General features: G+C 68.1%; 15 protein-coding genes and 1 pseudogene. 11 read left to right on the top strand and 5 right to left on the bottom strand.

All coding sequences use genetic code 11. The features are described from left to right. Positions 1–33: 33 nt before the first annotated feature. The 8 genes and pseudogenes from ABIE51_RS08990 (at position 34) to pilH (ending at position 9,270) form a co-directional block, all read left to right on the top strand. Complete coding sequence (locus ABIE51_RS08990; protein WP_157029931.1) at positions 34–2,865, top strand: 2-oxoglutarate dehydrogenase E1 component; 2,832 nt, start codon at positions 34–36, stop codon at positions 2,863–2,865. Between the two features lie 64 nt (positions 2,866–2,929). Beyond that, on the top strand, positions 2,930–4,159 hold the full coding sequence (gene sucB / locus ABIE51_RS08985) for a dihydrolipoyllysine-residue succinyltransferase (RefSeq protein ID WP_157029930.1): 1,230 nt from the start codon (positions 2,930–2,932) through the stop codon (positions 4,157–4,159). A gap of 177 nt (positions 4,160–4,336) precedes the next feature. Beyond that, positions 4,337–5,779: a dihydrolipoyl dehydrogenase gene (gene lpdA / locus ABIE51_RS08980; RefSeq protein ID WP_115840580.1), complete on the top strand. Its 1,443-nt coding sequence runs from the start codon at positions 4,337–4,339 to the stop codon at positions 5,777–5,779. Positions 5,780–5,837: 58 nt separating this feature from the next. Further along, positions 5,838–6,584 (top strand): annotated as a pseudogene (locus tag ABIE51_RS08975) (class I SAM-dependent methyltransferase); the annotation flags it as partial. A gap of 171 nt (positions 6,585–6,755) precedes the next feature. Beyond that, positions 6,756–7,349 (top strand): LOG family protein, encoded by a 594-nt coding sequence (locus ABIE51_RS08970; protein ID WP_115840582.1) that lies wholly within the window; start codon positions 6,756–6,758, stop codon positions 7,347–7,349. Positions 7,350–7,499: 150 nt separating this feature from the next. Continuing rightward, the gene (locus ABIE51_RS08965) at positions 7,500–7,796 is read left to right on the top strand and encodes a GIY-YIG nuclease family protein (RefSeq protein WP_192630457.1); all 297 of its coding nucleotides are present in this window, start codon (positions 7,500–7,502) and stop codon (positions 7,794–7,796) included. Positions 7,797–7,821: 25 nt separating this feature from the next. Further along, on the top strand, positions 7,822–8,814 hold the full coding sequence (locus ABIE51_RS08960) for a YhdH/YhfP family quinone oxidoreductase (RefSeq protein ID WP_192630456.1): 993 nt from the start codon (positions 7,822–7,824) through the stop codon (positions 8,812–8,814). Between the two features lie 90 nt (positions 8,815–8,904). Further along, positions 8,905–9,270 (top strand): twitching motility response regulator PilH, encoded by a 366-nt coding sequence (gene pilH, locus ABIE51_RS08955; RefSeq protein WP_115840585.1) that lies wholly within the window; start codon positions 8,905–8,907, stop codon positions 9,268–9,270. A gap of 12 nt (positions 9,271–9,282) precedes the next feature. On the opposite strand, the gene ABIE51_RS08950 is transcribed toward pilH, so the two are convergent. Both ABIE51_RS08950 and ABIE51_RS08945 read right to left on the bottom strand, forming a co-directional pair. Further along, a complete protein-coding gene (locus ABIE51_RS08950) occupies positions 9,283–9,405 on the bottom strand; it encodes a hypothetical protein (protein ID WP_301271250.1) in 123 nt (40 codons plus the stop codon). Between the two features lie 126 nt (positions 9,406–9,531). Beyond that, entirely contained in the window at positions 9,532–10,434 is a 903-nt protein-coding gene (locus ABIE51_RS08945; protein ID WP_157029925.1) for a DnaJ C-terminal domain-containing protein, read from the bottom strand. 224 nt (positions 10,435–10,658) lie between these two features. On the opposite strand from ABIE51_RS08945, the gene ABIE51_RS08940 reads away from it, so the two are divergent. Beyond that, a complete protein-coding gene (locus tag ABIE51_RS08940) occupies positions 10,659–11,144 on the top strand; it encodes a peroxiredoxin (RefSeq protein ID WP_157029924.1) in 486 nt (161 codons plus the stop codon). Between the two features lie 40 nt (positions 11,145–11,184). Here ABIE51_RS08940 and pbpC read toward each other — a convergent pair whose 3' ends face one another. Both pbpC and ABIE51_RS08930 read right to left on the bottom strand, forming a co-directional pair. Then, positions 11,185–13,575: a penicillin-binding protein 1C gene (gene pbpC, locus ABIE51_RS08935; RefSeq protein ID WP_502913330.1), complete on the bottom strand. Its 2,391-nt coding sequence runs from the start codon at positions 13,573–13,575 to the stop codon at positions 11,185–11,187. Positions 13,576–13,813: 238 nt separating this feature from the next. Next, positions 13,814–18,775, bottom strand: coding sequence for an alpha-2-macroglobulin family protein (locus ABIE51_RS08930; protein WP_192630455.1), 4,962 nt, complete (start codon positions 18,773–18,775; stop codon positions 13,814–13,816). A gap of 146 nt (positions 18,776–18,921) precedes the next feature. Here ABIE51_RS08930 and ABIE51_RS08925 point away from each other — a divergent pair, with 146 nt between their 5' ends. Beyond that, a complete protein-coding gene (locus ABIE51_RS08925; protein ID WP_192630454.1) occupies positions 18,922–19,917 on the top strand; it encodes a glycosyltransferase family 9 protein in 996 nt (331 codons plus the stop codon). Positions 19,918–19,977: 60 nt separating this feature from the next. Beyond that, the gene (locus ABIE51_RS08920; protein ID WP_192630453.1) at positions 19,978–20,772 is read left to right on the top strand and encodes an MOSC domain-containing protein; all 795 of its coding nucleotides are present in this window, start codon (positions 19,978–19,980) and stop codon (positions 20,770–20,772) included. A 105-nt stretch (positions 20,773–20,877) separates the two neighbouring features. On the opposite strand, the gene gyrA is transcribed toward ABIE51_RS08920, so the two are convergent. Then, positions 20,878–23,562, bottom strand: a complete 2,685-nt coding sequence (gene gyrA, locus ABIE51_RS08915) for a DNA gyrase subunit A (RefSeq protein ID WP_192630452.1) — start codon at positions 23,560–23,562, stop codon at positions 20,878–20,880. Between the last annotated feature and the right edge of the window lie 156 nt (positions 23,563–23,718).

Below are 23,718 nucleotides of genomic sequence, written 5' to 3'. Positions count from 1 at the left end.
CGCCTTTCCCCACCGAGTTTCCCGATCGCCATCGTGGACAGTCTCCTGAAGCAGTTCTCCCAGTCCTCCCAGCTCGGCGCCAACGCCGCTTTCGTCGAAGACCTGTACGAGCAGTACCTGGTTGCTCCCGACAGTGTCGATCCCAAATGGAAGGCGTATTTCGACGGCTTCAAGGGTCGCGAGGCCGGCGACATCCCGCATTCGGCGGTGATCGAGCAGATCGCGGAAGCCGGTCGCCAGGCCGCGCGCGGCGTGGTCTCCGTGGCCGCCGGTGCCGGCGATGAGCGCGAGCGCCACGTCGGTCGCCTGATCACGGCCTACCGGTCGCGCGGCCACCTGGGCGCCGACATCGACCCGCTCGGCTTGTGGCAGAAGCCCGACGCGCCCGATCTCGACCTGGCGTTCCACCAGCTCACCAGCAACGACCTCAACGCCGAGTTCAGCACCGGCGGCGTGGGCGGCCACGACCGCATGAAGCTGGGCGACCTGTTCGCCCTGCTCAAGGCCACCTACACCGGTCCGATCGGCGCCGAGTTCATGCACATCTCCGACGCCGACCAGCGTCGCTGGCTGTATGAGCGCCTGGAAAAGGCCGGCGGCAAGTTCGGCCGCACCGCCGAGGACAAGAAGCGCATCCTGGAGCGCCTGACCGCCGCCGACGGGCTGGAGCGCTACCTGGGCACGAAGTACGTCGGCCAGAAGCGTTTCTCGCTGGAAGGCGGCGACGCGCTGATCCCGCTGATGGACAGCACCATCCGTCGCGCCGGCGAACAGGGGGCCAAGGACGTCGTCATCGGCATGGCCCACCGCGGCCGCCTCAACGTCCTGATCAACACGCTCGGCAAGCCGCCGCGCCACCTGTTCGACGAGTTCGAAGGCAAGTTCGAGCACGTCCACAGCGACCTCGCCCACCAGGGCGACGTGAAGTACCACATGGGCTTCTCGGCCGACGTCGCCACCCCGGGGGGCCCGGTGCATCTCGCGCTCGCGTTCAACCCGTCGCACCTGGAGATCGTCGACCCGGTGGTCGTCGGTTCCGTGCGTTCGCGCCAGTCGCGCCGCGGCGACAAGGGCGCGCAGCAGGTGCTGCCGATCCTGATCCACGGCGACGCCGCGTTCGCCGGCCAGGGCGTGGTGATGGAGCTGTTCCAGATGTCGCAGGCGCGCGGTTTCCGCGTCGGCGGCACGGTGCACATCGTCATCAACAACCAGGTGGGCTTCACCACGAGCGCGGTGCAGGACGCCCGCTCGACGCTGTACTGCACCGACGTCGCGAAGATGGTCGGCGCGCCGGTGCTGCACGTGAACGGCGACAACCCCGAGGCGGTCGTGTTCTGCGCCGAACTGGCGCTGGACTTCCGCAACACGTTCGGCAAGGACGTGGTCATCGACCTGGTCTGCTACCGCCGCCACGGCCACAACGAGGCCGACGAGCCGGCGGCGACGCAGCCGGTGATGTACCAGGTCATCCGCAAGCACAAGACGCCGCGCGAGCTCTACGCGCAGCAGCTGGTCGCCGAGGGCACGCTCAGCGCCGACGAGGCGCAGGCGCTGGTCGACGGCTATCGCCAGAAGCTCGACGACGGCGTGGTCACGACCGAAGTGGTCGAGGTCAAGCCGGACGAGTTCACCATCGACTGGTCGAAGTACCTGTCGGGCAAGCTCAGCGATCCCGTCGACACCACGTTCGACCGCAAGAAGCTCGACAAGCTCGCCGTCACGATCAACGACGTGCCGGCCGACCTCAAGCTGCACCCGCGCGTGGCGAAAATCTACGAGGACCGCCGCAAGATGGCGGCCGGCGAGCAGCCGGGCGACTGGGGCTTCGCCGAGAACCTCGCCTACGCGACGCTGCTGGACGAAGGCTACAAGCTGCGTCTGGTCGGCCAGGACTGCGGCCGCGGCACGTTCTTCCACCGCCACGCGATCCTGCACGAGCAGACCAACGACGAGTACGTCCTGCCGCTGCGCCGTCTGGTGAAGAACCCGACCGACGTGACGATCATCGACTCGCTGCTGAGCGAGGAAGCGGTGATGGGCTTCGAGTACGGCTACGCGACCGCCGATCCCATGACGCTGGACATCTGGGAAGCGCAGTTCGGCGACTTCGCCAACGGCGCGCAGGTGGTGATCGACCAGTTCCTGTCCTCGGGCGAGGCCAAGTGGGGCCGCCTGTGCGGCCTGGCGCTGTTCCTGCCGCACGGCTACGAAGGCCAGGGCCCGGAGCACAGCTCCGCACGCCTCGAACGCTTCCTGCAGTTGTGCGCGCTGGAGAACATGATCGTCTGCACGCCGACCACCCCGGCGCAGGCGTATCACATGATCCGCCGCCAGATGCGCATGACCACGCGCAAGCCGCTGGTGGTGATGACGCCCAAGTCGCTGCTGCGCCACAAGCTCGCCGTCTCGACGCTGGACGAACTGGCCAAGGGCGAGTTCCAGCACCTGATCCCGGACGCCTCGGCGGACGTGAAGAAGGTCAAGCGCGTCGTGGTCTGCGGCGGCAAGGTCTACTACGACCTGCTGGAAGAACAGCAGAAGCAGGGCCTGGACGACGTGGCGATTCTGCGCGTCGAACAGCTCTATCCGTTCCCGCGCGCCATGCTGCAGGCCGAACTGAAGCGCTTCAAGAACGCCACCGACGTGGTGTGGTGCCAGGAAGAGCCGCAGAACCAGGGCGCGTGGTACCAGATCCGCCACCACCTGGCGGCCTGCCTGCAGTCCGGCCAGACGTTGCACTACGCCGGTCGCGCGCGCTCGCCGTCGCCGGCCGCCGGCCATCTCGCCGACCACGTCGCCGAGCAGACCGCGCTGGTCGCCGATGCACTGAAGAATCCGCTGCGTGGCGAGATCACGGCCGAATAACGGCCGCTCACCACACTCCGCCCACACACGACACACCGCTTACGTCATCCAGGATGCGCGCCCCATGAGCACCGAGATCAAAGTCCCCGTTCTGCCCGAATCCGTCTCCGACGCCACCATCGCGACCTGGCACAAGAAGGTCGGCGACGCCGTCAAGCGCGACGAGAACATCGTCGACCTGGAGACCGACAAGGTCGTGCTCGAGGTGCCCTCGCCTGTCGACGGCGTGATCAAGGAAATCAAGTTCAAGGAAGGCGACACGGTGACCAGCCAGCAGCTGATCGCCGTCGTCGAGGAAGGCGCGGCCGCCGCCGCTCCGGCCCCGGAGGCCAAGGCCGACAAGGCCGCGATCGACGCCAAGAACGTCGCCGCGACCACCGCCGAAGCCCAGCCGGTCACGCCGAAGGCTGCCGCGGCAGAAGCCACCAAGGCTGCGGGCGGCGTCGACCAGCTGCCGCCGGGCGCGCGCTTCACCGCCGTCACGCAGGGCATCGATCCGTCGCAGGTCGAAGGCACCGGCCGTCGTGGTGCGGTGACCAAGGAAGACCTGGTCAACTACGCCTCGGGCAAGACCGGCGGCGTGGCCGGCGGCGCGCGTCCGGAAGAGCGCGTGCCGATGACCCGCATCCGTGCGCGCATCGCCGAGCGCCTGATGCAGTCGAAGAACTCCATCGCCATGCTCACCTCGTTCAACGAGGTCAACCTGGGCAAGGTCATGGCCATGCGCAAGGAGCTGGGCGAGCAGTTCGAGAAGGCCAACGGCATCAAGCTCGGCTTCATGAGCTTCTTCGCCAAGGCCGCCGCCAACGCCCTGCAGAAGCACCCGGTGGTCAACGCCTCGGTCGACGGCAACGACATCATCTACCACGGCTACGCCGACATCTCGATCGCCGTGTCGACCGACAAGGGCCTGGTCACGCCGGTGCTGCGCAACGTCGAGCGCATGGGTTTCGCCGACATCGAGAAGGGCATCGCCGAGTACGCCAAGAAGGCGCGCGACGGGAAGCTCGGCCTGGACGACCTGCAGGGCGGCACCTTCACCATCACCAACGGCGGCACGTTCGGTTCGCTGATGTCCACGCCGATCGTCAACCCGCCGCAGAGTGCGATCCTCGGCATGCACGCCATCAAGGAGCGCGCGATCGTCGAGAACGGCCAGGTCGTCGCCGCGCCGATGATGTACATCGCGCTGTCCTACGACCACCGCATCATCGACGGCAAGGACGCGGTGCTGTTCCTGGTCGACATCAAGAACCAGCTCGAGAACCCGCACCGCATGCTGCTCGGGATGTAATCCCGCTTCGAGCCCCTCTCCCGGCGGGAGAGGGGTTGGGGTGAGGGTCGGCGAAGCGACACCGCCGGCCCTCCGTCGAGAACGACCGGCTCGCGCCCCACTCCGCCGTCCCCCATTCCGGCGCAGCGCGCCACCTTCCTGCAGTCGCAACGAAGGGCAAGGCACAGGACATACGCAATGAGCGAACAGCAAACCTTCGACGTCATCGTCATCGGCGCCGGCCCGGCCGGTTACCACGCGGCCATCCGCGCCGCACAGCTGGGCCTGAAGACCGCGTGCATCGACGCCGCGCTCGGCAAGGACGGCAAGCCGGCGCTGGGCGGGACCTGCCTGCGCGTGGGCTGCGTGCCGTCGAAGGCGCTGCTGGACAGCTCGCGCCAGTTCTACAACCTCGGCCACCTGTTCGGCGAACACGGCATCACGGCGAAGGACGCGAAGATCGACGTCGCCACGATGATCGGCCGCAAGGACAAGATCGTGAAGCAGTTCACCGGCGGCATCGCGATGCTGTTCAAGGCGAACAAGATCACGCCGTTCTACGGCTTCGGCCAGCTGCAGCCGGGCAACGTCGTCACGGTCAAGCAGCACGACGGCAGCACCGTCGAGCTCAAGGGCACCAACGTGATCCTGGCCGCTGGTTCGGATTCGATCGAACTGCCGTTCGCCAAGTTCGACGGCGAGAACATCGTCGACAACGTCGGCGCGCTGGACTTCACCGCCGTGCCCAAGCGCCTGGGCGTGATCGGCGCCGGCGTGATCGGCCTGGAACTGGGCAGCGTGTGGAAGCGACTGGGCGCCGAGGTGACCATCCTCGAAGCGCTGCCGGACTTCCTCGCCGCCGCCGACGCCGAAGTCGCCAAGACCGCCGCGAAGGAATTCAAGAAGCAGGGCCTGGACATCAAGCTGGGCGCGAAGGTCAGCAACACCGAAATCTCCGGCAAGGGCAAGACGAAGGAAGTCGTCGTCACCTATACCGACGCCGAAGGCGAGAAGACGCTCACCGTCGACAAGCTGCTGGTGTCGGTCGGCCGTCGCGCCGCCACGCGCGGCCTGCTCGCCGAAGGCACCGGCGTGAAGCTCGACCAGCGCGGCATGATCGAAGTCGACGCGCATTGCCACACCGGCGTCGATGGCGTCTGGGCCGTGGGCGACTGCGTGCGCGGCCCGATGCTGGCGCACAAGGGCTTCGAGGAAGGCATCGCCGTCGCCGAGCTGATCGCCGGCCTGCCGGGCCACGTCAACCTCGACACGATCCCGTGGGTCATCTACACCGAGCCGGAAATCGCCTGGGTCGGCAAGACCGAGCAGCAGCTCAAGGCCGAAGGCACGCCGTACAAGGTCGGCACCTTCCCGTTCGCCGCGATCGCGCGCGCCGTCGCCATGGGCGAGCCGGCCGGCTTCGTGAAGGTCATCGCGCACGCGGAAACCGACTTGATCCTCGGCATGCACCTGGTGGGTGTCGGCGTGTCCGAACTCGTGCACGAAGGCGTGCTGGCGATGGAGTTCAAGGGTTCGGCCGACGACCTCGCCCGCATCTGCCACGCCCATCCGACGCTGTCGGAGGCGATCCACGACGCCGCGATGGCAGTGTCCAAGCGCGCCATCCACAAGGCGAACTGATCGCCGCCGGCCGCGCCAACACCCGCGTGCGCCGCAACGAGGCCGCCATCACTTCCCAGTGCTGGCGGCCTTTTGCTTTGAGGGAGATCCCGTGACCGGCACTCCGATCCGCAACGTATCCGACACCGCCGCCTGGGTCGCGATCTATCGCGCGATGGAGAGCGAGCGTCCCGATGCGCTCTTCCACGATCCCTTCGCCCGGCGGCTCGGCGGCGAACGCGGAGAAACCATCGTCCGCACGCTGCCGCGCGGCGCATCGATGAGCTGGCCGATGGTCGTGCGTACCGCGGTGATGGACGAGATCATCCTGCGCTGCGTGCGCGAAGGCGCGACGACAGTCCTCAACCTCGCCGCCGGTCTGGACGCCCGCGCCTACCGCCTCGACCTGCCGCCCACGCTGCGCTGGATGCACGTGGACCTTCCCGAATCGGTCGACGACTTCCGCCAGCAGATGGCGGGCGAGACGCCGCGCTGCTCCGTTGAGTTCATCGGCGCCGACCTGCGCGATGCGTCCGTCCGCCGCGACGTCTTCGCCCGCGCTGCCGCGAACGGGCCGGTACTGGCAATCACCGAGGGGCTGTTGGTCTATCTGGAACCCGCCCAGGTCGCCGAACTGGCCGCCGACCTGCACGACGTCGCACGCGCCCGCTGGTGGCTGACCGACCTCGCATCGCCGCGATTGCTGAAGATGCTCGAACGCCGCTGGCAGCCGCAGTTGAAGGCCGGCAACGCGCCTTTCCGCTTCGGCCCGGCCGAAGGCACGGCATTCTTCGCGCCGTTCGGATGGCGCGAGCAGGAGTTCCGTTCCACCTGGGACGAAGCCCTGCGTCTTCGACGGTCCCCGCCGAACATGTGGCTGTGGAAGCTGCTCGATGCGCTGCAACCTGCGCGCAAGCGCAGAGAGATGCGACGCATGTCCGGCATCGTCCTGATGCAATCCACCCTGATCCACCTTCCGTTCCCGAGAGTTGAAAACATGCGTTCCCTTTGCGTCTATTGCGGCTCCAATTCCGGCTCCAAACCCATCTACACCGAACGCGCGATCGCGCTCGGCACGCGCCTGGCGAAGGACGGCATCACGCTGGTCTACGGCGGCGGCAACGTCGGCCTGATGGGCGTGGTCGCCGACTCCGTTCTCGCCGCGGGCGGCGAAGTGGTCGGCGTGATCCCCGAACAGCTGGTCAACTGGGAAGTCGCGCACAAGGGCCTGACGCGGCTGGAAATCGTCGGTTCGATGCACGAGCGCAAGGCGCGCATGTTCGACCTGTCCGACGGTTTCGTCGCCCTGCCCGGCGGATTCGGCACGCTCGACGAGATGTTCGAGATGCTCACCTGGCGCCAGCTCGGCATCGGCGACAAGCCGTGCGCGTTCTTCGACGTCGACGGCTTCTATTCGCCGCTGATGGGCATGCTCGACCGCATGGTCGCCGAACGCTTCCTGCACCCGGACCAGCGCGACGACCTGTGGCACGGCGACGACATGGACGCGATGCTCGCGTGGATGCACGCATACAAGCCCGCGCAGGCGGACAAGTGGATGGACGAGAAGCGGCGCGGGGCGATGCGGTGAGATCGAGCAGCAAGGGCGCTTAGCTGCGTAGTCTTTCACCGACCTGTAAATCCGTCATTCCAGCGGAAGCTGGAATCCATTTTCCGCTTTCATCGTCACTCGCCAGAGAAGCAAGATGGATTCCAGCTTTCGCTGGAATGACGAGTCTCAATGCGCAGGCAGTTGCATCCTTGCGTCTACATGCTGGCCAGTGGCGAGCGCGGCACCCTCTACATCGGAGTGACGTCCGATCTGATCAGGCGGATCTGGCAGCACAGGGAGAACGAAGCCGAGGGCTTTACTCGCCGCCACCACGTCCATCGTCTGGTCTGGCACGAGTCGCACGCAACCATGGACTCCGCCATGCGGCGCGAAAAGTCGCTCAAGGCATGGAAGCGCGCATGGAAGCTCCAGCTCATCGAATCCACCAATCCACGATGGCGCGACCTGTATCCCGATATCCTCTGATCCTGTTTCGCCAAGGATGCCCCTCATGACCATCCCCGCCACGTTCAACACCTTCCGCATCCACAACGACGCCAGCGGCTATCGCAGCGGGCTGGAGCAGGTCTCGCTCGACGACCTCTCGCCCGGCGAAGTGGTCGTCAAGGCGGCCTACTCGTCGGTCAACTTCAAGGACGCGCTCGCCGGCACCGGAGAAGGCAAGATCCTGCGCCGGTTCCCGCTGGTGGGCGGCATTGACGTCGCCGGCCACGTCGTCGCGTCCACCGACGCAACGTTCAAGGAAGGCGACGCCGTGCTGGTCACCGGTTGCGGCCTCAGCGAAACGCGCGACGGCGGCTACGGCGAGTACGCGCGGCTCGAATCGAAGTGGGTGATTCCGTTGCCCAGCGGCCTCAGCCTGCGCGAGAGCATGATCCTGGGCACCGCGGGCTTCACCGCCGCGCTCGCATTGCTGCGCATGACCGAAAACCGGCAGACGCCCGATCTGGGTCCGCTCGCGGTGACCGGCGCGACCGGCGGCGTCGGGTCGCTTGCGGTGGACATTTTCAGTCGCGCCGGCTTCGAAGTGCACGCCATCAGCGGCAAGCCGGAGCACGCCGACTACCTCAAGGAAATCGGCGCCACGCAGGTGCTCGGTCGCGATGCGCTCGCGACGACGCGGCCGATGGAATCGGCGCAGTTCGGCGGCGGCCTGGACAACGTCGGCGGCCCCATGCTCGCCAGCCTGCTCGCGCAGACCGCGCCCTACGGCAACGTCGCCAGCGCCGGGCTCGCCGCCACGGCCGAGCTCGACACCACGGTCATGCCCTTCATCATCCGCGGCGTGTCGCTCTTGGGTGTCGCCTCGGCCGGCACCGCGCGCGACATCCGCGAACGCGTGTGGCAGCACCTGGCCGACGACTGGAAGCCGCAGCACCTGGATCGCATCTGCATGCGCGAGGTCGGTCTGCAGCAATTGCCGGAGGTCTTCCCGACGATGCTGGCCGGCGGGTCGCTGGGACGTACGCTGGTCGTGATCTGACGCACGGATTGGGCGCGCGGAACGTTCGCCGCCCGCTGTTGCGACAGCCCTGACGCTGGCTACAATCCCCAAACGTTCAGGGGGACACATATGGCGCGCATTCTCATCGTCGACGACTCGCCGTCGCAGCTCATGGGCATCCGGCGCATCGTCGAGAAGCTCGGCCATGAGGCCCTCACCGCCGAAGACGGCGCCGCGGGCGTCGAGGCCGCCAAGCGCGAGCTTCCCGACATGATCCTGATGGACGTGGTGATGCCGAACCTCAACGGCTTCCAGGCCACGCGTTCGATCACCCGCGACCCGACGACCTCGCACATCCCGGTCGTCCTGGTCACCACCAAGGACCAGGACACCGACCGCGTCTGGGGCATGCGCCAGGGCGCGAAGGCCTACCTCACCAAGCCCTTCAGCGAGGGCGACCTGTCCGACGTCATCGGCCAGGTGATGAAGCGCTGAGCGGCGAAGGCGTCAGAACCAGAGCCGGTCGATCGCTTCGACCAGGATCGCGAAGGCGGTGATCCCGCAGACGCCCCACAGGAAGCAGATCGCATTGCGCATCCACCGCGCGCCGGTTTGAAGTTGGGAGTTCATGCCGTGATGGCACCAGACGACCTCCCGCCGCTCCATCGGATTAATCCGAAAGCGGCCTGATCAACCTTCAGACACGACAAAGGCGCCGCAAAGGCGCCTTTCTCGTTTCCTTACCCCGAGGTGCCGTCAGGCGCGACGCCAGTCGTCGCCGAACGCGTCGCGCAGCTGCTCGTAGGCCTCGCGTTCCGCGTCGGTGTTGGCGCGCGGTGCGAGGACTTCCAGCTCCACGATCTGGTCCCCCGGCGGCTGCCTGCCGGTCGGGTCGTTCGGCAGGCCACGGCCGCGCAGGCGCAGCTTGCGGCCGGCTTCCGAGTTGGCCGGGATCTTGAGTTCCACCGGGCCACCGAGCGTCGGCACGCTGACCGTCGCGCCCAGCGCCGCTTCCCACGGTGCGATCGGCAGCACGTGGATCACGTTGCGACCGTCCACCTCGAACTGCGGATTGGCGGCGTACTCGATCTCCAGCAAGAGGTCGCCGTGCGCGCCCTGCCCCGCCAGCCGGATCACCTGCCCCGGCCGGATGCCCTTGGGCACGCGCACGTCGAGCGTGCGGTTGTTGACCGAGATGCGCACCGTACCGCCTTCGTACACCGTCTCCAGCGACACGGCGAGCTTGGCGCGCGAATCTCCGCGCGGCTGCGGGCCGGCGCCGCGCTGCTGGCCGAAGCCGCCTCGACCGAACAGGCTTTCGAAGAAGTCGGAAAATCCGCCGCCCGCGCCACCGCCGGCGAAGATCTCCTCGAAGTCGGGGCTGCCGTAGCCGTTGCCGCCGAACCCGCCCGGCGGGGGCTGCACGTCGTCGCCCGGACGATAGCCGCGCGCGCGCAGCTGATCGTAGGCCGCGCGCTTCTGCGGATCGCGCAATGCCTCGTAGGCTTCGTTGACGGCCTTGAACTTCTCTTCGGCGCCGGCTTCCTTGCTGACGTCGGGGTGGTATTTCCGCGCGAGCCGGCGGTACGCCGTCTTGATTTCGGCGTCGCCCGCACCGGGCTCAACGCCCAGGGTTTCGTAGTAATCCTTGAACTGCATCGATCGTCCGTCCCGTAAAGGCTGCCCGCGGCATGGCCGCGAAGGCGGGAGGTTAGCGCAATCGCAGCGAAGCCGAGGTCGCGAGGGATCCACGGAGCCGCGAATGGCGGTAACCCTTTGAAATAGGCGCACGCGGACGGGCTTTCAAGCATGCGTTGACGCGGGGTTTCCCGGCGCAGGGTCTAGAATCGGGCGATCTTCCGCACCTCCGCACAGGAACCGCCATGACGATCCAGATCGGCGAACGCATCCCCGAAGTCCCGCTGCAACGCATCCGCGAGGGGGTGGAAACGGTCGATACCAACGCCCTGTTCGACGGCCGCCGGATCGTGCTGTTCGCGGTGCCCGGCGCGTTCACGCCGACCTGTTCGGAAAAGCACCTGCCCGGCTTCGTGGAGCATTTCGACGAATTCCGCAGCCGCGGCATCGAAGTCGCATGCATGGCGGTCAACGACCCGTTCGTGATGCAGGCGTGGGGCCAGAGCCAGAACGTGCCCGATGGCCTGATGATGCTGGCCGACGGCAATGGCGACTTCGCCCGCGCGCTCGGCCTGGAACTCGATGCGAGCGCCTACGGCATGGGCCGTCGCGCCAAGCGCTTCGCGCTGTATGCCGACGACGGCGTGGTGAAGCTGCTCAACGTCGAAGCGCCGGGCGAGTTCCGCGTGTCCTCCGCCGAGCACGTGCTCGAGCAGCTCAAGCACCTGTAATCCTGTCGGGAGGAAGCGTGCGCTCGCGCTTCTTCCCGACTCACTCGCTTCCCGCCTGCAGGCGGAATCCCAGACGCGACCACGCCCCGCTGTCGGCCAGCGCCGTCAGCGTGTGCTCGCCGGGCTGCTCGAAATCGTGGACGAACGCGCCCTCGCCCACGGATTCGCCGATGAGCCGACCGTCGAGCAGCCAGCGCACGCGCGCATCGCCGCCGAGCGCGCGCAGCGACAACCGCACCGCCTGCGCGCCACCGGGCGCAGGCGCGAGCGTCGCACGATCGTTCAGACCTTCGATGCGCAGCTCCTGCACTGCATCGCGTCCGTCGGCGACACAGTCGGGCGATAGCCGCGGCAGGCGCGCCGCCGCACGCGCCGCGCTGGACAGCCATGGCGAGGCGAGCGCCGGCCAGCGGGCGATCTCGCGCGACTCACGCACGTGAGTCGCGCTGCAATCGGCCGACAACCGCAGGCCGGTGCGCGCATCGACATCGAACCGCTCCACGCCCGCGCTCCACAGGCGCGCGTCGCGTTCGGCGAAGGTCGGCGGCACCGAGCCGTCGAGCGTCCAGGCCTCGCGTCGCTGACGGCACAGCTGTGGTGCCTCGGGATCGAGCGGCAGGCCGAGCGGCCAGCAGATGTCGAGCGTCCCCACGCTGGCCGGCGGCGGACGCGGCGCGGCGTCGGCGCGCTGCCGCGGCAGGCTGTCGATCACTTCGAACATCAGCGGCAGCGCGGTGATGGCGCCGTACTGGCCGGGCAGCGGCGTGCCGTCGGGACGGCCGACCCACACCCCGACCGTGTAACGCCGCGTGCCGCCCAGCGCCCACGCGTCGCGGAAACCGAAACTGGTGCCGGTCTTCCACGCCACGCGCGGGCGCCCGCGCGGATCGAACGTGTCGGCCGCGCTGCCGGGACGCGGATTGGCTTCGAGCATCTCGCGCACGATCCACGCCGCGCCGGGCGACAGCAGGCGCCGATCCACGCGCGGCGCATCGCGCGTGTAGCGGACGCGACCGGCGACGCCGTCGCGATTGAGCGCGGCATACGCGCCGACCAGATCCTCCAGTCGCGCACCGGTGCCGCCGAGGATCATCGACAGGTTCGGCGTCGCACCGGGCGGCCACTGCAGTCGGATGCCCGCATGCGCGAGCCGCGCGGAAAAACGCGACGGGCCGACGCGGTCGAGCAGATCCACCGCCGGCACGTTGAGCGACAAGCGCAGCGCCTGCGCAGCACCGACGGGACCATTGAACGCCGCATCGAAATTGCCCGGCCGGTAATCGCCGAACGCCTGCGGCGCATCGACCAGCAGGCTTTCGGAATGGATCAGCCCGTCGTCGAGCGCCAGGCCGTACAGGAACGGCTTGAGCGTCGAGCCCGGCGAACGCCACGCCTTCACCATGTCGACATGACCGACGCGCGCGGCGTCGGCAAACGCGAGCGAGCCGACATAGGCGCGCGCTTCCAACGTGGCGTTGTCGACCACCAGCAGCGCGGCGGAGGTGCGTTCGGGCAGTTGCGAGAAATACGCCGCGACGCGGTCTTCGAGCGTGCGCTGCAGGTCGAGGTCGAGCGTGGACGCGATGCGCACCGCGTCCGGTTGTTCGAAGCGAAGGCGCTGCGCCAGCAGCGGCGCGTAGCGCGGTGGCTGCAGCGACCGCGCGACGACCGGCTCCACGCGCGCGTCCGTTACCTGCGCGGGCGTCCACACCTGCATCTGCTGCATGCGCGCGAGCACCTTGTCGCGCGCGACGCGGGCGCGCTCGGGTTCGCGGTCGGGACGAAGGCGGCTGGGCGACTGCGGCAGCACGGCGAGCAGCGCGGCTTCGGCGTGCGACAGGCGCGAGGACGGCTTCCCGAGATACGCCCAGCTCGCCGCTTCCACACCTTCCACGGTGCCGCCAAACGGTGCGTGGTTGACGTACAGCGAGAGGATCTCGCGCTTGGACAGACGCACTTCCAGCTGCAGCGCGCGCAGCATCTGCCGCAGCTTGCGACCGGGCGTGCGCTGGTTCGACGCGCGCGCGTCCTGCCTCGAATCGAGGATGCGCGCGACCTGCATCGTCAGCGTCGAGCCGCCCGACACGACGCGCCCGCTGCGCGCCCATTGCCCGGCCGCGCGCAGCATCGCCACGGGATTGATGCCGGGATGCCGCCAGAACCAGCGGTCCTCGTAGGTCAGCAGCGCCTGCACGTACAGCGGCGACACCTGCTCCGGCTCGACCGCATAGCGCCAGATGCCGCCGGTGTCGGCGAACGCGCGCAGCGGCGTGCCGTCGGCGGCGGTGACGACGGCACCGCGGTCGCGCGCGTCGGGGAGCGGCAGCGGGAACGCGAGGTCGGCAAGCATTGCCGCGATGAGCAACAGCTGCGCGGCGAGGAGCGACTTCAGCGCGACGCGGCGGCGCTTCGACGAATGCTTCGCAGGAATGCGGGTCTCAGTCACGCGCCAGCCTGCCCGTCGCCGTTACACCTGCCAGAGCCGTGTTCCCTTCCAGAGCCGTCATATCTCCCAGAGCCGTCATCCCGGCGAAGGCCGGGACCCAGGCTGTCACGCATTACGGGAGCAACGCGACGGCAAACGGAAACACACCGGGTCTGGGTCCCGGCTTTCGCCGGGATGACGTTCTTCCACTCGATGGCAAAGCCCGGCAACTGCACGTCGAACCTCACTTCCCTCCCGGCTGCGTCACCGTGATCACCGACGGCGCCACCTTGCCGACGCCGCGCAGGTCCGGCCGGTACATGTCCTCCACGAGCGACGGCGGCACCGTGTACGTGCCCGGCGTCACCGCGCGCACGAGGTAGAACACGCGCGCGGTATCGCCGACGTCTAGCTTGAGCGCCGCCACGTAGCGGTCGTCGCGGAACTCCTCGTGGCGGACTTCGGCCGCGTCGTCGCGGTCGCTCAGCTCGATTCCGTCGATCACCACGCCTGCCCACTGCTTGCCGTCGCCGAGGTTGAAGTTCTCGATCTCCAGCCCCGCCGGCACCAGGTCGGTGAGCAGCGCGTCGGGCATCGGCCTGCTCGCGCGCACGTTCACCTGCACGACCAGCGCTTCGCCTTCGGCCAGCGTGCCGCCGGTCCAGGGCTGTCCGTCGGTCGAGTAGTACTTGCGGTCGATGTCGATGACCGATTTGTCCGGCGCCGGCGCGCTGCGTGGCACGCCGGCGACTTCGAAGCTCGCGTACAGCGGCGGCTCGCCCTTCGGCGTGAAGCTCACGCCCCGTGCGATGGCCGCGGCGTCGAACAGCTTTCCGACCAGGCGCGCCGGACCGGCCTCGCTGGTCGCGTCGCCGACCTTCCATTCGCCCGAGACCTGCTTGCCCTGGTCGGCCATCAGCGCCTTGCCCAGGCGCGCGATGGCGACCTGCTCCTGCGTGCTCAGCCACAGCCAGCCGCTGTTGCGGCGCGCGTCGAGTTCCTTGCCCAGCGCCACCGAACGCGCGTCGAACTCCGGCATGTCGAGCTTGTGCTCGTGCACCAGCGCGATCATCAGCGCATCGTCGCGCAGGCGGCTGCCGTAGTCGCCGAGGTAATCCGGACGATCGGCCGCATCGCGCGCAAAACCTTCGGCGATCGCCTTCGCACCGCGCGTCTTGTCGCCCTGCAGCGACAACGCGATGCCCAGATGCACCAGCGGGAGGCCGGTCAGGCTCTGCTTGCGCTCGTTGTCGTACAACGCGCGGAGCGTGCCCAGCGGCGCGCGGTTGACGCGTGCGAGCGCGTAGCCGGCATAGGCCTGGTAGGCGAACTTGAGGTGTTCTCGACGGTCGTAGCCGAAGAACGGCGCGCCGCCGGAGAGCAGGTCCTCGTTGAGTACCTTCAGCGCCTTCTGCAGCATCGCGTCGGGCACGGCGAAGCCGGCATCGCGCGCGTCGAGCAGGAACTCCACGACGTAGGGCGTGATCAGCGGATTGACGTAGTCGCCGTCGCCCCACATCGAGAAGTGGCCCGAGCCGATCTGCATCGCGGCCAGACGCCCGAACGCGCCTTCCATCCGCGCCCGACGCTTCGCTGCGTCCAGGCCCGTCGTGCCGAGCATCTTCGCCGTCGCATCGTCGAGTTCGAGCGCGGCGAAACCCTTGCTGGTCGTCTGCTCGGCGCAGCCGTAGGGATACTCGAGCGCGCCCTGCAATGCCGTGGCGAACGGGATCGGCGGCAACGCGCTGACCGTCAGGCGTGCGTTGACCGATTCGGGCATCAGGCCTTCGGCAAGCGCCTGGTCCAGCGCGATCTGGCCCAGCGAATCGAGCACCTTCGTCCTCGCGCGCACGACCGACGGCCATGCCGGGCGCACCGGCAGGTCGTAGCGGCGATCCACCTTCACTCCGTTACCGTCGACGCGTACGCGGACCTGCGCGACCGTCATGCCCGGACGTGCCTGCAGCGGGAAGGTGTAGGTGGTCTTCGCCTCGGACGCGAGCTGCGCGGTGCGCGTGCCATCGGCGATCGCGATCGGCCCCTCGCCCGTCACCTGCACCTTGAACGTGCCGGCGCGGCCGGTGAAGTTCTGCACGTCCAGCGTGACGTTGCTCTTGTCGCCCGGCGCGAGCACGCGCGGCAGGCTGGCTTCTGCCAGCACCGGCGCGCGCACGATGGTCTCCGCCGCACGGCTGCCGTACTTGCTGGCCGAATACACGAGCGCGGAGACCCGCAGCGTGCCGTTGAAGTCCGGCACCGGCAGCCGCACCCGCGCGTTGCCCTTCGCGTCGAGCTTCACCGGACCGGCGAACAGGTCGACGGTCTGGACCTTCGCCGTCGGACGCCGCGCCTGCGGCAGCGCAGCCAGCGCCATGTCGCCGCCGAAGCGGATCTTCGCCATGCTGCCTTCGAAACTTTCGATCACGCGGCCGTAGACGTCGTACGCGTCCACGCCCAGGCGACGCTGCGCGAAGAAATGCGCCGCGGCGTCGGGCACCGGGAAGCGCGTGATGTTGAGGATGCCCACGTCCACCGCCGAGACGGTCACGAACGCGTCCTGCCCGGCCAGCTGCGGCGCGCTCACCGTTACCGGCAGGTCGCGTTCGGGCTGCATCTGCTTCGGCACGGACAGGCCGACGGCAACCTTGCGATCGCGACGATCCATCGGCACGAACGCCACGCCCACCGCGCGCGCCGGCGTGATCTTGCTCGGCGCGCTGCCGCCGCGGAACACCAGCGCGGTGACGTAGACGTCGTGGCGCTCCCAGTCCTTCGTCACCGGGATTTCGAACGTGCTGCCGGCCTTGGCATCGATGTCCTGCACGTAGAGCATGCGGTCGGTCTCGACCATGAGCAGGCCCTTGCCGGCGTGCGGCGGCGTCAGCGTCACCTTCAGCGTGTCGCCGGCGCGGTACGAGGTCTTGTCGAGCGCGAGCTTGACCTTGTCCGGGCGTGCATCCAGGCCGCGGTTCTCGTCGTTCCAGCTCCACCCTGCGGTGAACGGGTAACGCGTCGTCAGCTTGGTTGCCGGGTCGAACACGTCGAGGCGATAGTCGCCCCACTCGACCGGGACATCGACGCGCGCCGATCCGCTGCCCACGTCGACGGTCTTCGTCTCGATGTCTTCATAACGGCGGGTGAAGTCGTAATCCCAGCCATCGTCGCCGTGGTTCCAGTGATAGTCGCGGTGCTCGCGCACCAGCGTCACGCGCAGCGCCTTGGCCGGGCGTGGCTGTGCGTCGCTGCCGTAACGGCCGATCTCGAATCCGACCGTGGTGTTCGCGTCGGCACCCTCCTTGTCGTCGAACAGCGGGCGCACGCCGACGATCGCATCGGCCGGCCACAGCACGCGCTTGAGGCTGCGATTGACGCTGCGCCCGCCGGTTTCGTACACGCTGCCGGTGACGATGGCGGCGATGGTGCTGGTGGGCTTGGCTTCCTCGGGAAGCGCGATGTCCTGCTCGAGCTTGCCCTGCTCGTCGAGCTCGGTGTCGACGACGTCCGCCGCTTCCTTCGGCAGCGACAGCGTGGGATCGCCGAAGAACCAGCCAGGCAGCTGTTCGAGCGGATGCTGCTCGACCGCCACGGCCAGCTTCGCCGTGAAGCGATTGCCCGACGCGGGGGCGCCGTACAGATACGCGCCATCGACCTGCAGCCGCAGCGGCTCGCCCGGCTTGAGCATGGGCGGCGCATCGAGGTCGAGCTTGAGGCGTTCGGGAAGGAACTCCTCCACGCGCAGTGTCATGCCCTGCACGGCGTCCTTGCTGCCGGGATCGGTGCGGAATTCCACGCGCCAGCGGCCGGTGGCCGCATCTACCGGAATCACCTGCGCGTGACGCACGTAGCCTTGTGCATCGGGTTGCAGGCGCGTTTCCAGGAACGTCTTGCCGTCGGGCTGCACATAACGCAGGAACACCGGCTGCGGCGTCTTTCCTGCTTTCGCCGCGACCGGATTGCCATCCTGGTCGCGCAGCAGCGCCGACAAACGCACGGTTTCGCCCGGCCGGTACAGATCGCGCCCTGACCACGCGAACACGTCGAACCACGCCTGCTCGCGGCCGCTCACCGCGAACTCGGACAGGTCCAGCGCCGGCTGGTTGAACGGCAGCATCGAGACGTCGCGACCCTTGCTCGCCACCAGCACATACGCCGCATCGAGCTTGTACTTCAGCAGCGCGTTGCCGTTGCCGTCGGTTTCGGCCTTCAGCACCGGTTCTCCGCGCGAGTCGAGGATGCGCAACTCCACGTTCGGCACCGCCGCGCCCGACTGCAGCGACGCGGTATGCACGAACATCGTGTCCTTGTACGCGCGTACGTGCAGGCCGAGGTCGCTGACGGTGAAGAAGGCGGTCTCGTACTGATCCTGGAACTGCCCGGCGCGCTTCATCACGGCGAAGTACAGGCCGGGCTCCTGCAGTTCCTTGATGTCCTGCACCGGCAGGTACGTCAGCACGCGCTCGTTGGGTTTGCCGCCCAGGACGAAGCGGTTCACGTAGACCGGTTCGGCGAGACGATCCAGCGGCGTCTTCTCGCTGTATTCGCTAGCCAGTTCCCAGCTGCCGCGACGACCGCCGCGCTGGTATTCGGCGAAGAACTTCGGCAGTTCCTTCTCGCGCACGCGCAGGAACTCGACGTCCACTTCCGGCACGTTGACCGAGACCACCGGCAGGCCGCGACTCTCGCGCGCCGGAAGCACGCTGCCCTGCGAGGCGAAGCCGACGACGGGATCCAGCGGCCCGGTGTAGACCTCCTTGCGCAGCGGTTGCGCGAGGCGATCGCCCGACGCGGCGGTGAGGCCGGCCTTGATCGCGACGATGTAGTCCTTGCTCGCCTCCACGTGCGGGAACCGCAGCACTCTGGCGTCGTCGGACAGCACCCAGCTGCCTTTCACGACCGCGCCGTTCTTGTCGGTCACCGCGATCAGGTCGTCGAAGGACTGCGTGCCCACCAGCGGCTTGCTGAAGTCCAGCGCGATGGCGAGCTGTTCGTCGCCCTTCTGGTCCGGGTATGCGGCGACGAGCGCGAAGCCCTGCACTGTCTGCGATTTCGCCTGGATCGCCTCGCCGCTCGGCGCGGGAAGCTGGCCGTTCGCGTCGCGCTTGCAGCCGCCCAGCAGCGCGGCGGCGATGGCGACGAATGCGAACCAACGAACCACGCGGCCGTGACCCGGCCAGGCGTGAACGAATCCTTCCGATGCGCGCTTCATGCGGTCTCCCCGGTTGTGCGCCGAGTATAGATTTCGGCCACGAAAACTTCGCGGCCGAACGTCGTGCCGAACGGGTCGATGCGCCTGTCGGGGTTGTCACACGGCGTGTGCGATCATCGGCCGCATCGTCCCACCCGACCTGACGCATGCCGCGCGACGTACCGCGTCCTGTCATCGCCGAACCCGACCTGCCGGCCAGACCGGCTGCCGCGTCGGAGCGCGACGTCCGGACCCGCAACCCGGTGCTGGTCATCCGTCACGGCGCATTCGGCGACCTGCTCCAGGCCGACGGCGCGCTGCGCGACCTGCGCGAACACCACCGCGACCGCCGCATCGTCCTGCTCGCCTCGTCGCCGTACACGCAGCTGATGTCGCGCTGCCCGCACGTGGACGAGGTGATCGCCGATCCACGCGCGCCGCTGCTCCAGCTCGGGCGCAATCTCGCGCTGCTGCGGACCCTGCGCGAGCGCGGCTTCGACCGCGTCTACGACCTGCAGGGCAGCGACCGCACCGCGCTGTACCGGCGCCTGATGCCCGAGCCCTCCCACTGGCTGCGCAAACACAACCCGGCGGACAGCGGCACTCCGGACCGGCTGGCCTATGCGTGGATGCTGGCGCAGGCGGGCATCCGGGTGCGCCACGCGGACGCGCCCGATCCGGTCTGGATGGCCGACGATGCGAGCGGGCTTCTCGCCGCCGCCGGCGTTCCTTCGGACTACATCGTGCTGATCCCCGGCAGCGCCGCCCGGCACGTGCACAAGCGCTGGCCAGGGCACGCCGAACTCGCCCGGCGCCTGGTCGAACTCGGACACGCGGTGGTGGTCGTGCCGGGGCCGGACGAACTGGAACTGGCCCGCAGCCTGCGCTGCCATGTGCTGACCGGGCCGAGCGGCTTCCTCGACTGGTTCGCCCTCGCCGGCGTGCTGCGGCACGCGTCGTTCGTGGTGGGCAACGACACCGGACCGACGCACCTGGCCGCGGCGCTTGGCGTGCCGGGCCTCGCCCTGTTCGGTTCGCACACCGCCGTCGAACGCACCGGCATCCGCATGCGCGCCTTCGATGCGATGCAGGTGCCGGACCTGGCGCAGCTGCCGGTCGACGTGGTCCTGGCGGAAGTGATGCGGCGCCTGCCGCGGCGCTGACGCTTTACCGCGTTCGCCACGGCGGTCACGATGGGTGCGTCCCCGCGCGTCCGACCCGCCATGAAGCTGAGCGACCTGTACCTGTACCCGATCAAGTCCTGCGCGCCGCTGGCGCTGGACGAGGCGCACGTCGAAGCACGCGGACTGGCCGGCGACCGCCGCTGGATGATCGTCGACGGCGACGGTCGCTTCATCACGGGCCGCCAGTTTCCCGAACTCACGCTCGTCCGCGCACGGCCCGTCGATGGCGGCCTGACACTCGACGCACCGGGATTGCCGACGTTGGACGTCGCGATTCCCGTGCCGTCGGAGCATTCGGTCGTCGAGATCTGGAAGAAGCCGGTCGCCGCCACGTTCGCGTCGTCCGAAGCCGGCGAATGGTTCAGCCGCTATCTCGGCACGACCGCGCGGCTGGTCTACATGGACGACAAGGTGCAACGGCAGGTCGATCCTGCGTTCGCGCGCGAAGGCGACATCGTCGGCTACGCGGACAGTTTCCCGATCATGCTGCTGGGCCGCGGCTCGCTGGATCGGCTCAATTCGCAGCTCGACGTGCCGGTCTCGATGACGCGCTTCCGGCCGAATTTCGTCGTCGATGTCGACGCACCGCACGCCGAGGATGCGTGGACGCGCATCGCCATCGGCGAGATGGAATTCGACGTCGCGAAGGACTGTACGCGCTGCAACTTCGTCAACATCGATCCGGCGACCGGGCGTCGATCGCACGACGGCCAGCCTTTGAAGACGCTCACGGGCTACCGGCGATTCGATGCCGGCGTGACGTTCGGGCGGCATCTGATTCCGCGCACGGCGGGCGTGGTGCGTCGCGGGGATGAGGTGCGGGTGCTGGGGTGATCGACGGTCTCGCGACGGCCTTTGACTGACGGCTTCCCCTCGCCAGTCCATGAACAAAAACGCCGCCCGAAGGCGGCGTTTTCGTTGACACGATAGTCGGATCGATCAGGTCGCGGCCGGCGAATCCGTTTCGCCCGACGCCTCGGCCGACGCATCGGCCACGACTGCCGAGGTGCCATCGATCGACGCTTCGCCGCCGTTCTCCTCGTCCTGGTCGAGCGAGGCGTCCACGCGTTCGATCGTCTGCAGGCTTTCCTCCGCCGACAGGCGCATCAGCGTGACGCCCTGCGTATTGCGGCCGACCTGCGAGATCTCCGCCGCGCGCGTGCGCACCAGCGTGCCGCCGTCGGAAATCAGCAGCACGTCGTGGTGGTCGGACAGCTGCACCGCGCCGATCAGCTTGCCGTTGCGCTCGGTGGTCTTGAGCGCGATCACGCCCTGGCCGCCGCGGCCCTTGCGCGGGTATTCCTCCAGCGCCGTGCGCTTGCCGTAGCCGCGTTCGCTGGCGGTGAGGATGTCGCCATCGCCTTCGACGACGATGAGGCTGACGACGTAAGCGCCGCTGGTGTTCCTGCCACCGTTGTCGTCACCTTCCTCGCCCTCCTCGCCTTCGGCCAGGCGGATGCCGCGCACGCCGGTGGCGGTACGGCCCATCGAACGCACTGCGTCCTCGGAGAAGCGGACGGCCTTGCCGTTGCTCGCGAACAGCATGATGTCGCAATCGCCATTGGTCATCGCGACATCGACCAGCGCATCGCCCTCATCGAGGTTGATCGCGATCTTGCCGCGCTGCAGGCGGAAGGCGAACTCGGTGAGCGGCGTCTTCTTGACCGTGCCGTTGCGCGTGGCGAAGAAGACGTAGCGGCCTTCCTCGTACTCGCGCACCGGCAGCACGGCCTGCACCTGCTCGCCGTTTTCCAGCGGGATCCAGTTGATGATCGGACGGCCGCGCGCGTTCGGGCCGGCGTCGGGCAGCTGGTGTACCGGCAGCCAGAACACGCGACCGGCGCTGGTGAAGGTCAGCAGCGTGTCGTGCGTGTTCACCAGCCACAGGTGGTCGATGAAATCCTCGTCCTTCGTCGAGGCCGCGTTGCGCCCCTTGCCGCCGCGCTTCTGCGCGCGGTACGCGCTGACCGGCTGGCGCTTGGCGTAGCCGGAATGCGACAGCGTCACCACCACGTCTTCCGGCGCGATGAGGTCGAGGATGTCGAGGTCTTCCTCGCTCGCGCGGATCTCGCTGCGGCGCGCGTCGCCGAACTCTTCCTTGACGTTGCGCAGCTCGGTGCGGATCACTTCCAGGAGCACGGACGGATCCTCGAGGATCTCGATCAGGCCGCGGATGGTTTCCAGCAGCTGCTTGTATTCGTCGGTGAGTTTGTCCTGCTCCAGGCCGGTGAGGCGGTGCAGGCGCATTTCCAGGATCTGCTGCGCCTGCGTCTCGGTGAGCTGGTAACGGCCATCGATCAGGCCGACGCCATTGGGCAGGTCTTCCGGACGCGACGCATCGCTGCCGGCGGCGGCGAGCAGCGCACCGACCAGGCCCGGCTCCCACGTGCGGGCGAGCATGCGTTCGCGCGCTTCGTTCGGGTTCGCCGAGGTCTTGATCAGCTCGATCATCTCGTCGATGTTGGCGAGCGCGACCGTCAGGCCTTCCAGGATGTGCGCACGCTGGCGCGCCTTGCGCAGCTCGAAGATGGTGCGGCGGGTGACGACTTCGCGGCGGTGCTTGACGAAGACTTCCAGCAGCTCCTTCAGGTTCAGCAGCTTCGGCCGGCCATCGACGATGGCGACCATGTTGATGCCGAACACCGACTCCATCTGCGTCTGCTGGTAGAGGTTGTTGAGCACGACCTCCGCCGATTCGCCGCGCTTGACCTCGATGTAGATGCGCATGCCGTCCTTGTCGGACTCGTCGCGCAGCTCGCTGATGCCTTCGAGCTTCTTTTCCTTGACCAGCTCGGCGATCTTCTCGATCAGGCGGGCCTTGTTGACCTGGTACGGGATCTCGGTGACGACGATCGCCTCGCGGCCGTTGTCGGCCACTTCGACTTCGGCGCGCGCACGCATGCGCACGCGGCCGCGACCGGTGCGGTACGCGGCGGTGATGCCCGCGGTGCCGTTGATGATGCCGGCGGTCGGGAAATCCGGACCCGGGATGTACTGCAGCAGGCCGTCGATGTCGATGGTCGGCTCGTCGATCAGCGCGATCGTCGCGTCGATCACTTCCGACAGGTTGTGCGGCGGGATGTTGGTCGCCATGCCGACCGCGATGCCGGCCGAACCGTTGACCAGCAGGTTCGGCACACGCGTCGGCATGACGGTGGGCTCGAGTTCCTTTTCATCGTAGTTGGGCTGGAAATCGACGGTTTCCTTGTCGATGTCGGCCATCAGCTCGTGCGCGATGCGCGACATGCGCGCCTCGGTGTATCGCATGGCCGCGGCGTTGTCGCCGTCGATCGAACCGAAGTTGCCCTGCCCGTCCACCAGCATGTAGCGCAGCGAGAACGGCTGCGCCATGCGCACCAGCGTGTCGTACACGGCCGTGTCGCCGTGCGGGTGGTACTTACCGATGACGTCGCCGACGATACGCGCCGACTTGTAGTACGGCTTGTTGCTGTGCGCGCCCAGTTCGTTCATCGCGTACAGCACGCGGCGATGCACCGGCTTGAGGCCGTCGCGCGCGTCCGGGAGCGCGCGCCCGACGATCACGCTCATCGCGTAATCGAGGTAGCTGCGGCGCATCTCGTCTTCGAGGTTTACCGGGATGATTTCCTTGGCGAGTTCGGCCATCGGGTTTCCGTGTCTGTTTGTTTGCGCGCGCCCGAACCGGAGGTTCCATCAGCGCGATGTTTCAGCCGCAAAACACCCCTTGCGGGCTGGCGTTCCAGTCCGCAGCGGGCGGTGTCGGATCGACAGGAAATGATAGCACGAAACGGGGTTTCGAGA

Origin of the sequence: Lysobacter sp. OAE881 (assembly GCF_040546665.1) — a bacterium.
Taxonomy (GTDB): Bacteria; Pseudomonadota; Gammaproteobacteria; order Xanthomonadales; family Xanthomonadaceae; genus Lysobacter_J; species Lysobacter_J soli.
The sequence above is the reverse complement of the archived record's forward strand: the minus strand, read 5'-3'. Positions and strand labels throughout refer to the sequence as shown.

Excerpts from the sequence above, each read along its gene's own strand:
- sucB (WP_157029930.1), top strand. The coding sequence starts at position 2,930 with ATGAGCACCGAGATCAAAGTCCCCGTTCTGCCCGAATCCGTCTCCGAC.
- lpdA (WP_115840580.1), top strand. The coding sequence starts at position 4,337 with ATGAGCGAACAGCAAACCTTCGACGTCATCGTCATCGGCGCCGGCCCG.
- ABIE51_RS08970 (WP_115840582.1), top strand. The coding sequence starts at position 6,756 with ATGCGTTCCCTTTGCGTCTATTGCGGCTCCAATTCCGGCTCCAAACCC.
- ABIE51_RS08965 (WP_192630457.1), top strand. The coding sequence starts at position 7,500 with ATGCGCAGGCAGTTGCATCCTTGCGTCTACATGCTGGCCAGTGGCGAG.
- ABIE51_RS08960 (WP_192630456.1), top strand. The coding sequence starts at position 7,822 with ATGACCATCCCCGCCACGTTCAACACCTTCCGCATCCACAACGACGCC.
- pilH (WP_115840585.1), top strand. The coding sequence starts at position 8,905 with ATGGCGCGCATTCTCATCGTCGACGACTCGCCGTCGCAGCTCATGGGC.
- ABIE51_RS08950 (WP_301271250.1), bottom strand. The coding sequence starts at position 9,405 with ATGAACTCCCAACTTCAAACCGGCGCGCGGTGGATGCGCAATGCGATC.
- ABIE51_RS08945 (WP_157029925.1), bottom strand. The coding sequence starts at position 10,434 with ATGCAGTTCAAGGATTACTACGAAACCCTGGGCGTTGAGCCCGGTGCG.
- ABIE51_RS08940 (WP_157029924.1), top strand. The coding sequence starts at position 10,659 with ATGACGATCCAGATCGGCGAACGCATCCCCGAAGTCCCGCTGCAACGC.
- ABIE51_RS08930 (WP_192630455.1), bottom strand. The coding sequence starts at position 18,775 with ATGAAGCGCGCATCGGAAGGATTCGTTCACGCCTGGCCGGGTCACGGC.
- ABIE51_RS08925 (WP_192630454.1), top strand. The coding sequence starts at position 18,922 with ATGCCGCGCGACGTACCGCGTCCTGTCATCGCCGAACCCGACCTGCCG.
- ABIE51_RS08920 (WP_192630453.1), top strand. The coding sequence starts at position 19,978 with ATGAAGCTGAGCGACCTGTACCTGTACCCGATCAAGTCCTGCGCGCCG.
- gyrA (WP_192630452.1), bottom strand. The coding sequence starts at position 23,562 with ATGGCCGAACTCGCCAAGGAAATCATCCCGGTAAACCTCGAAGACGAG.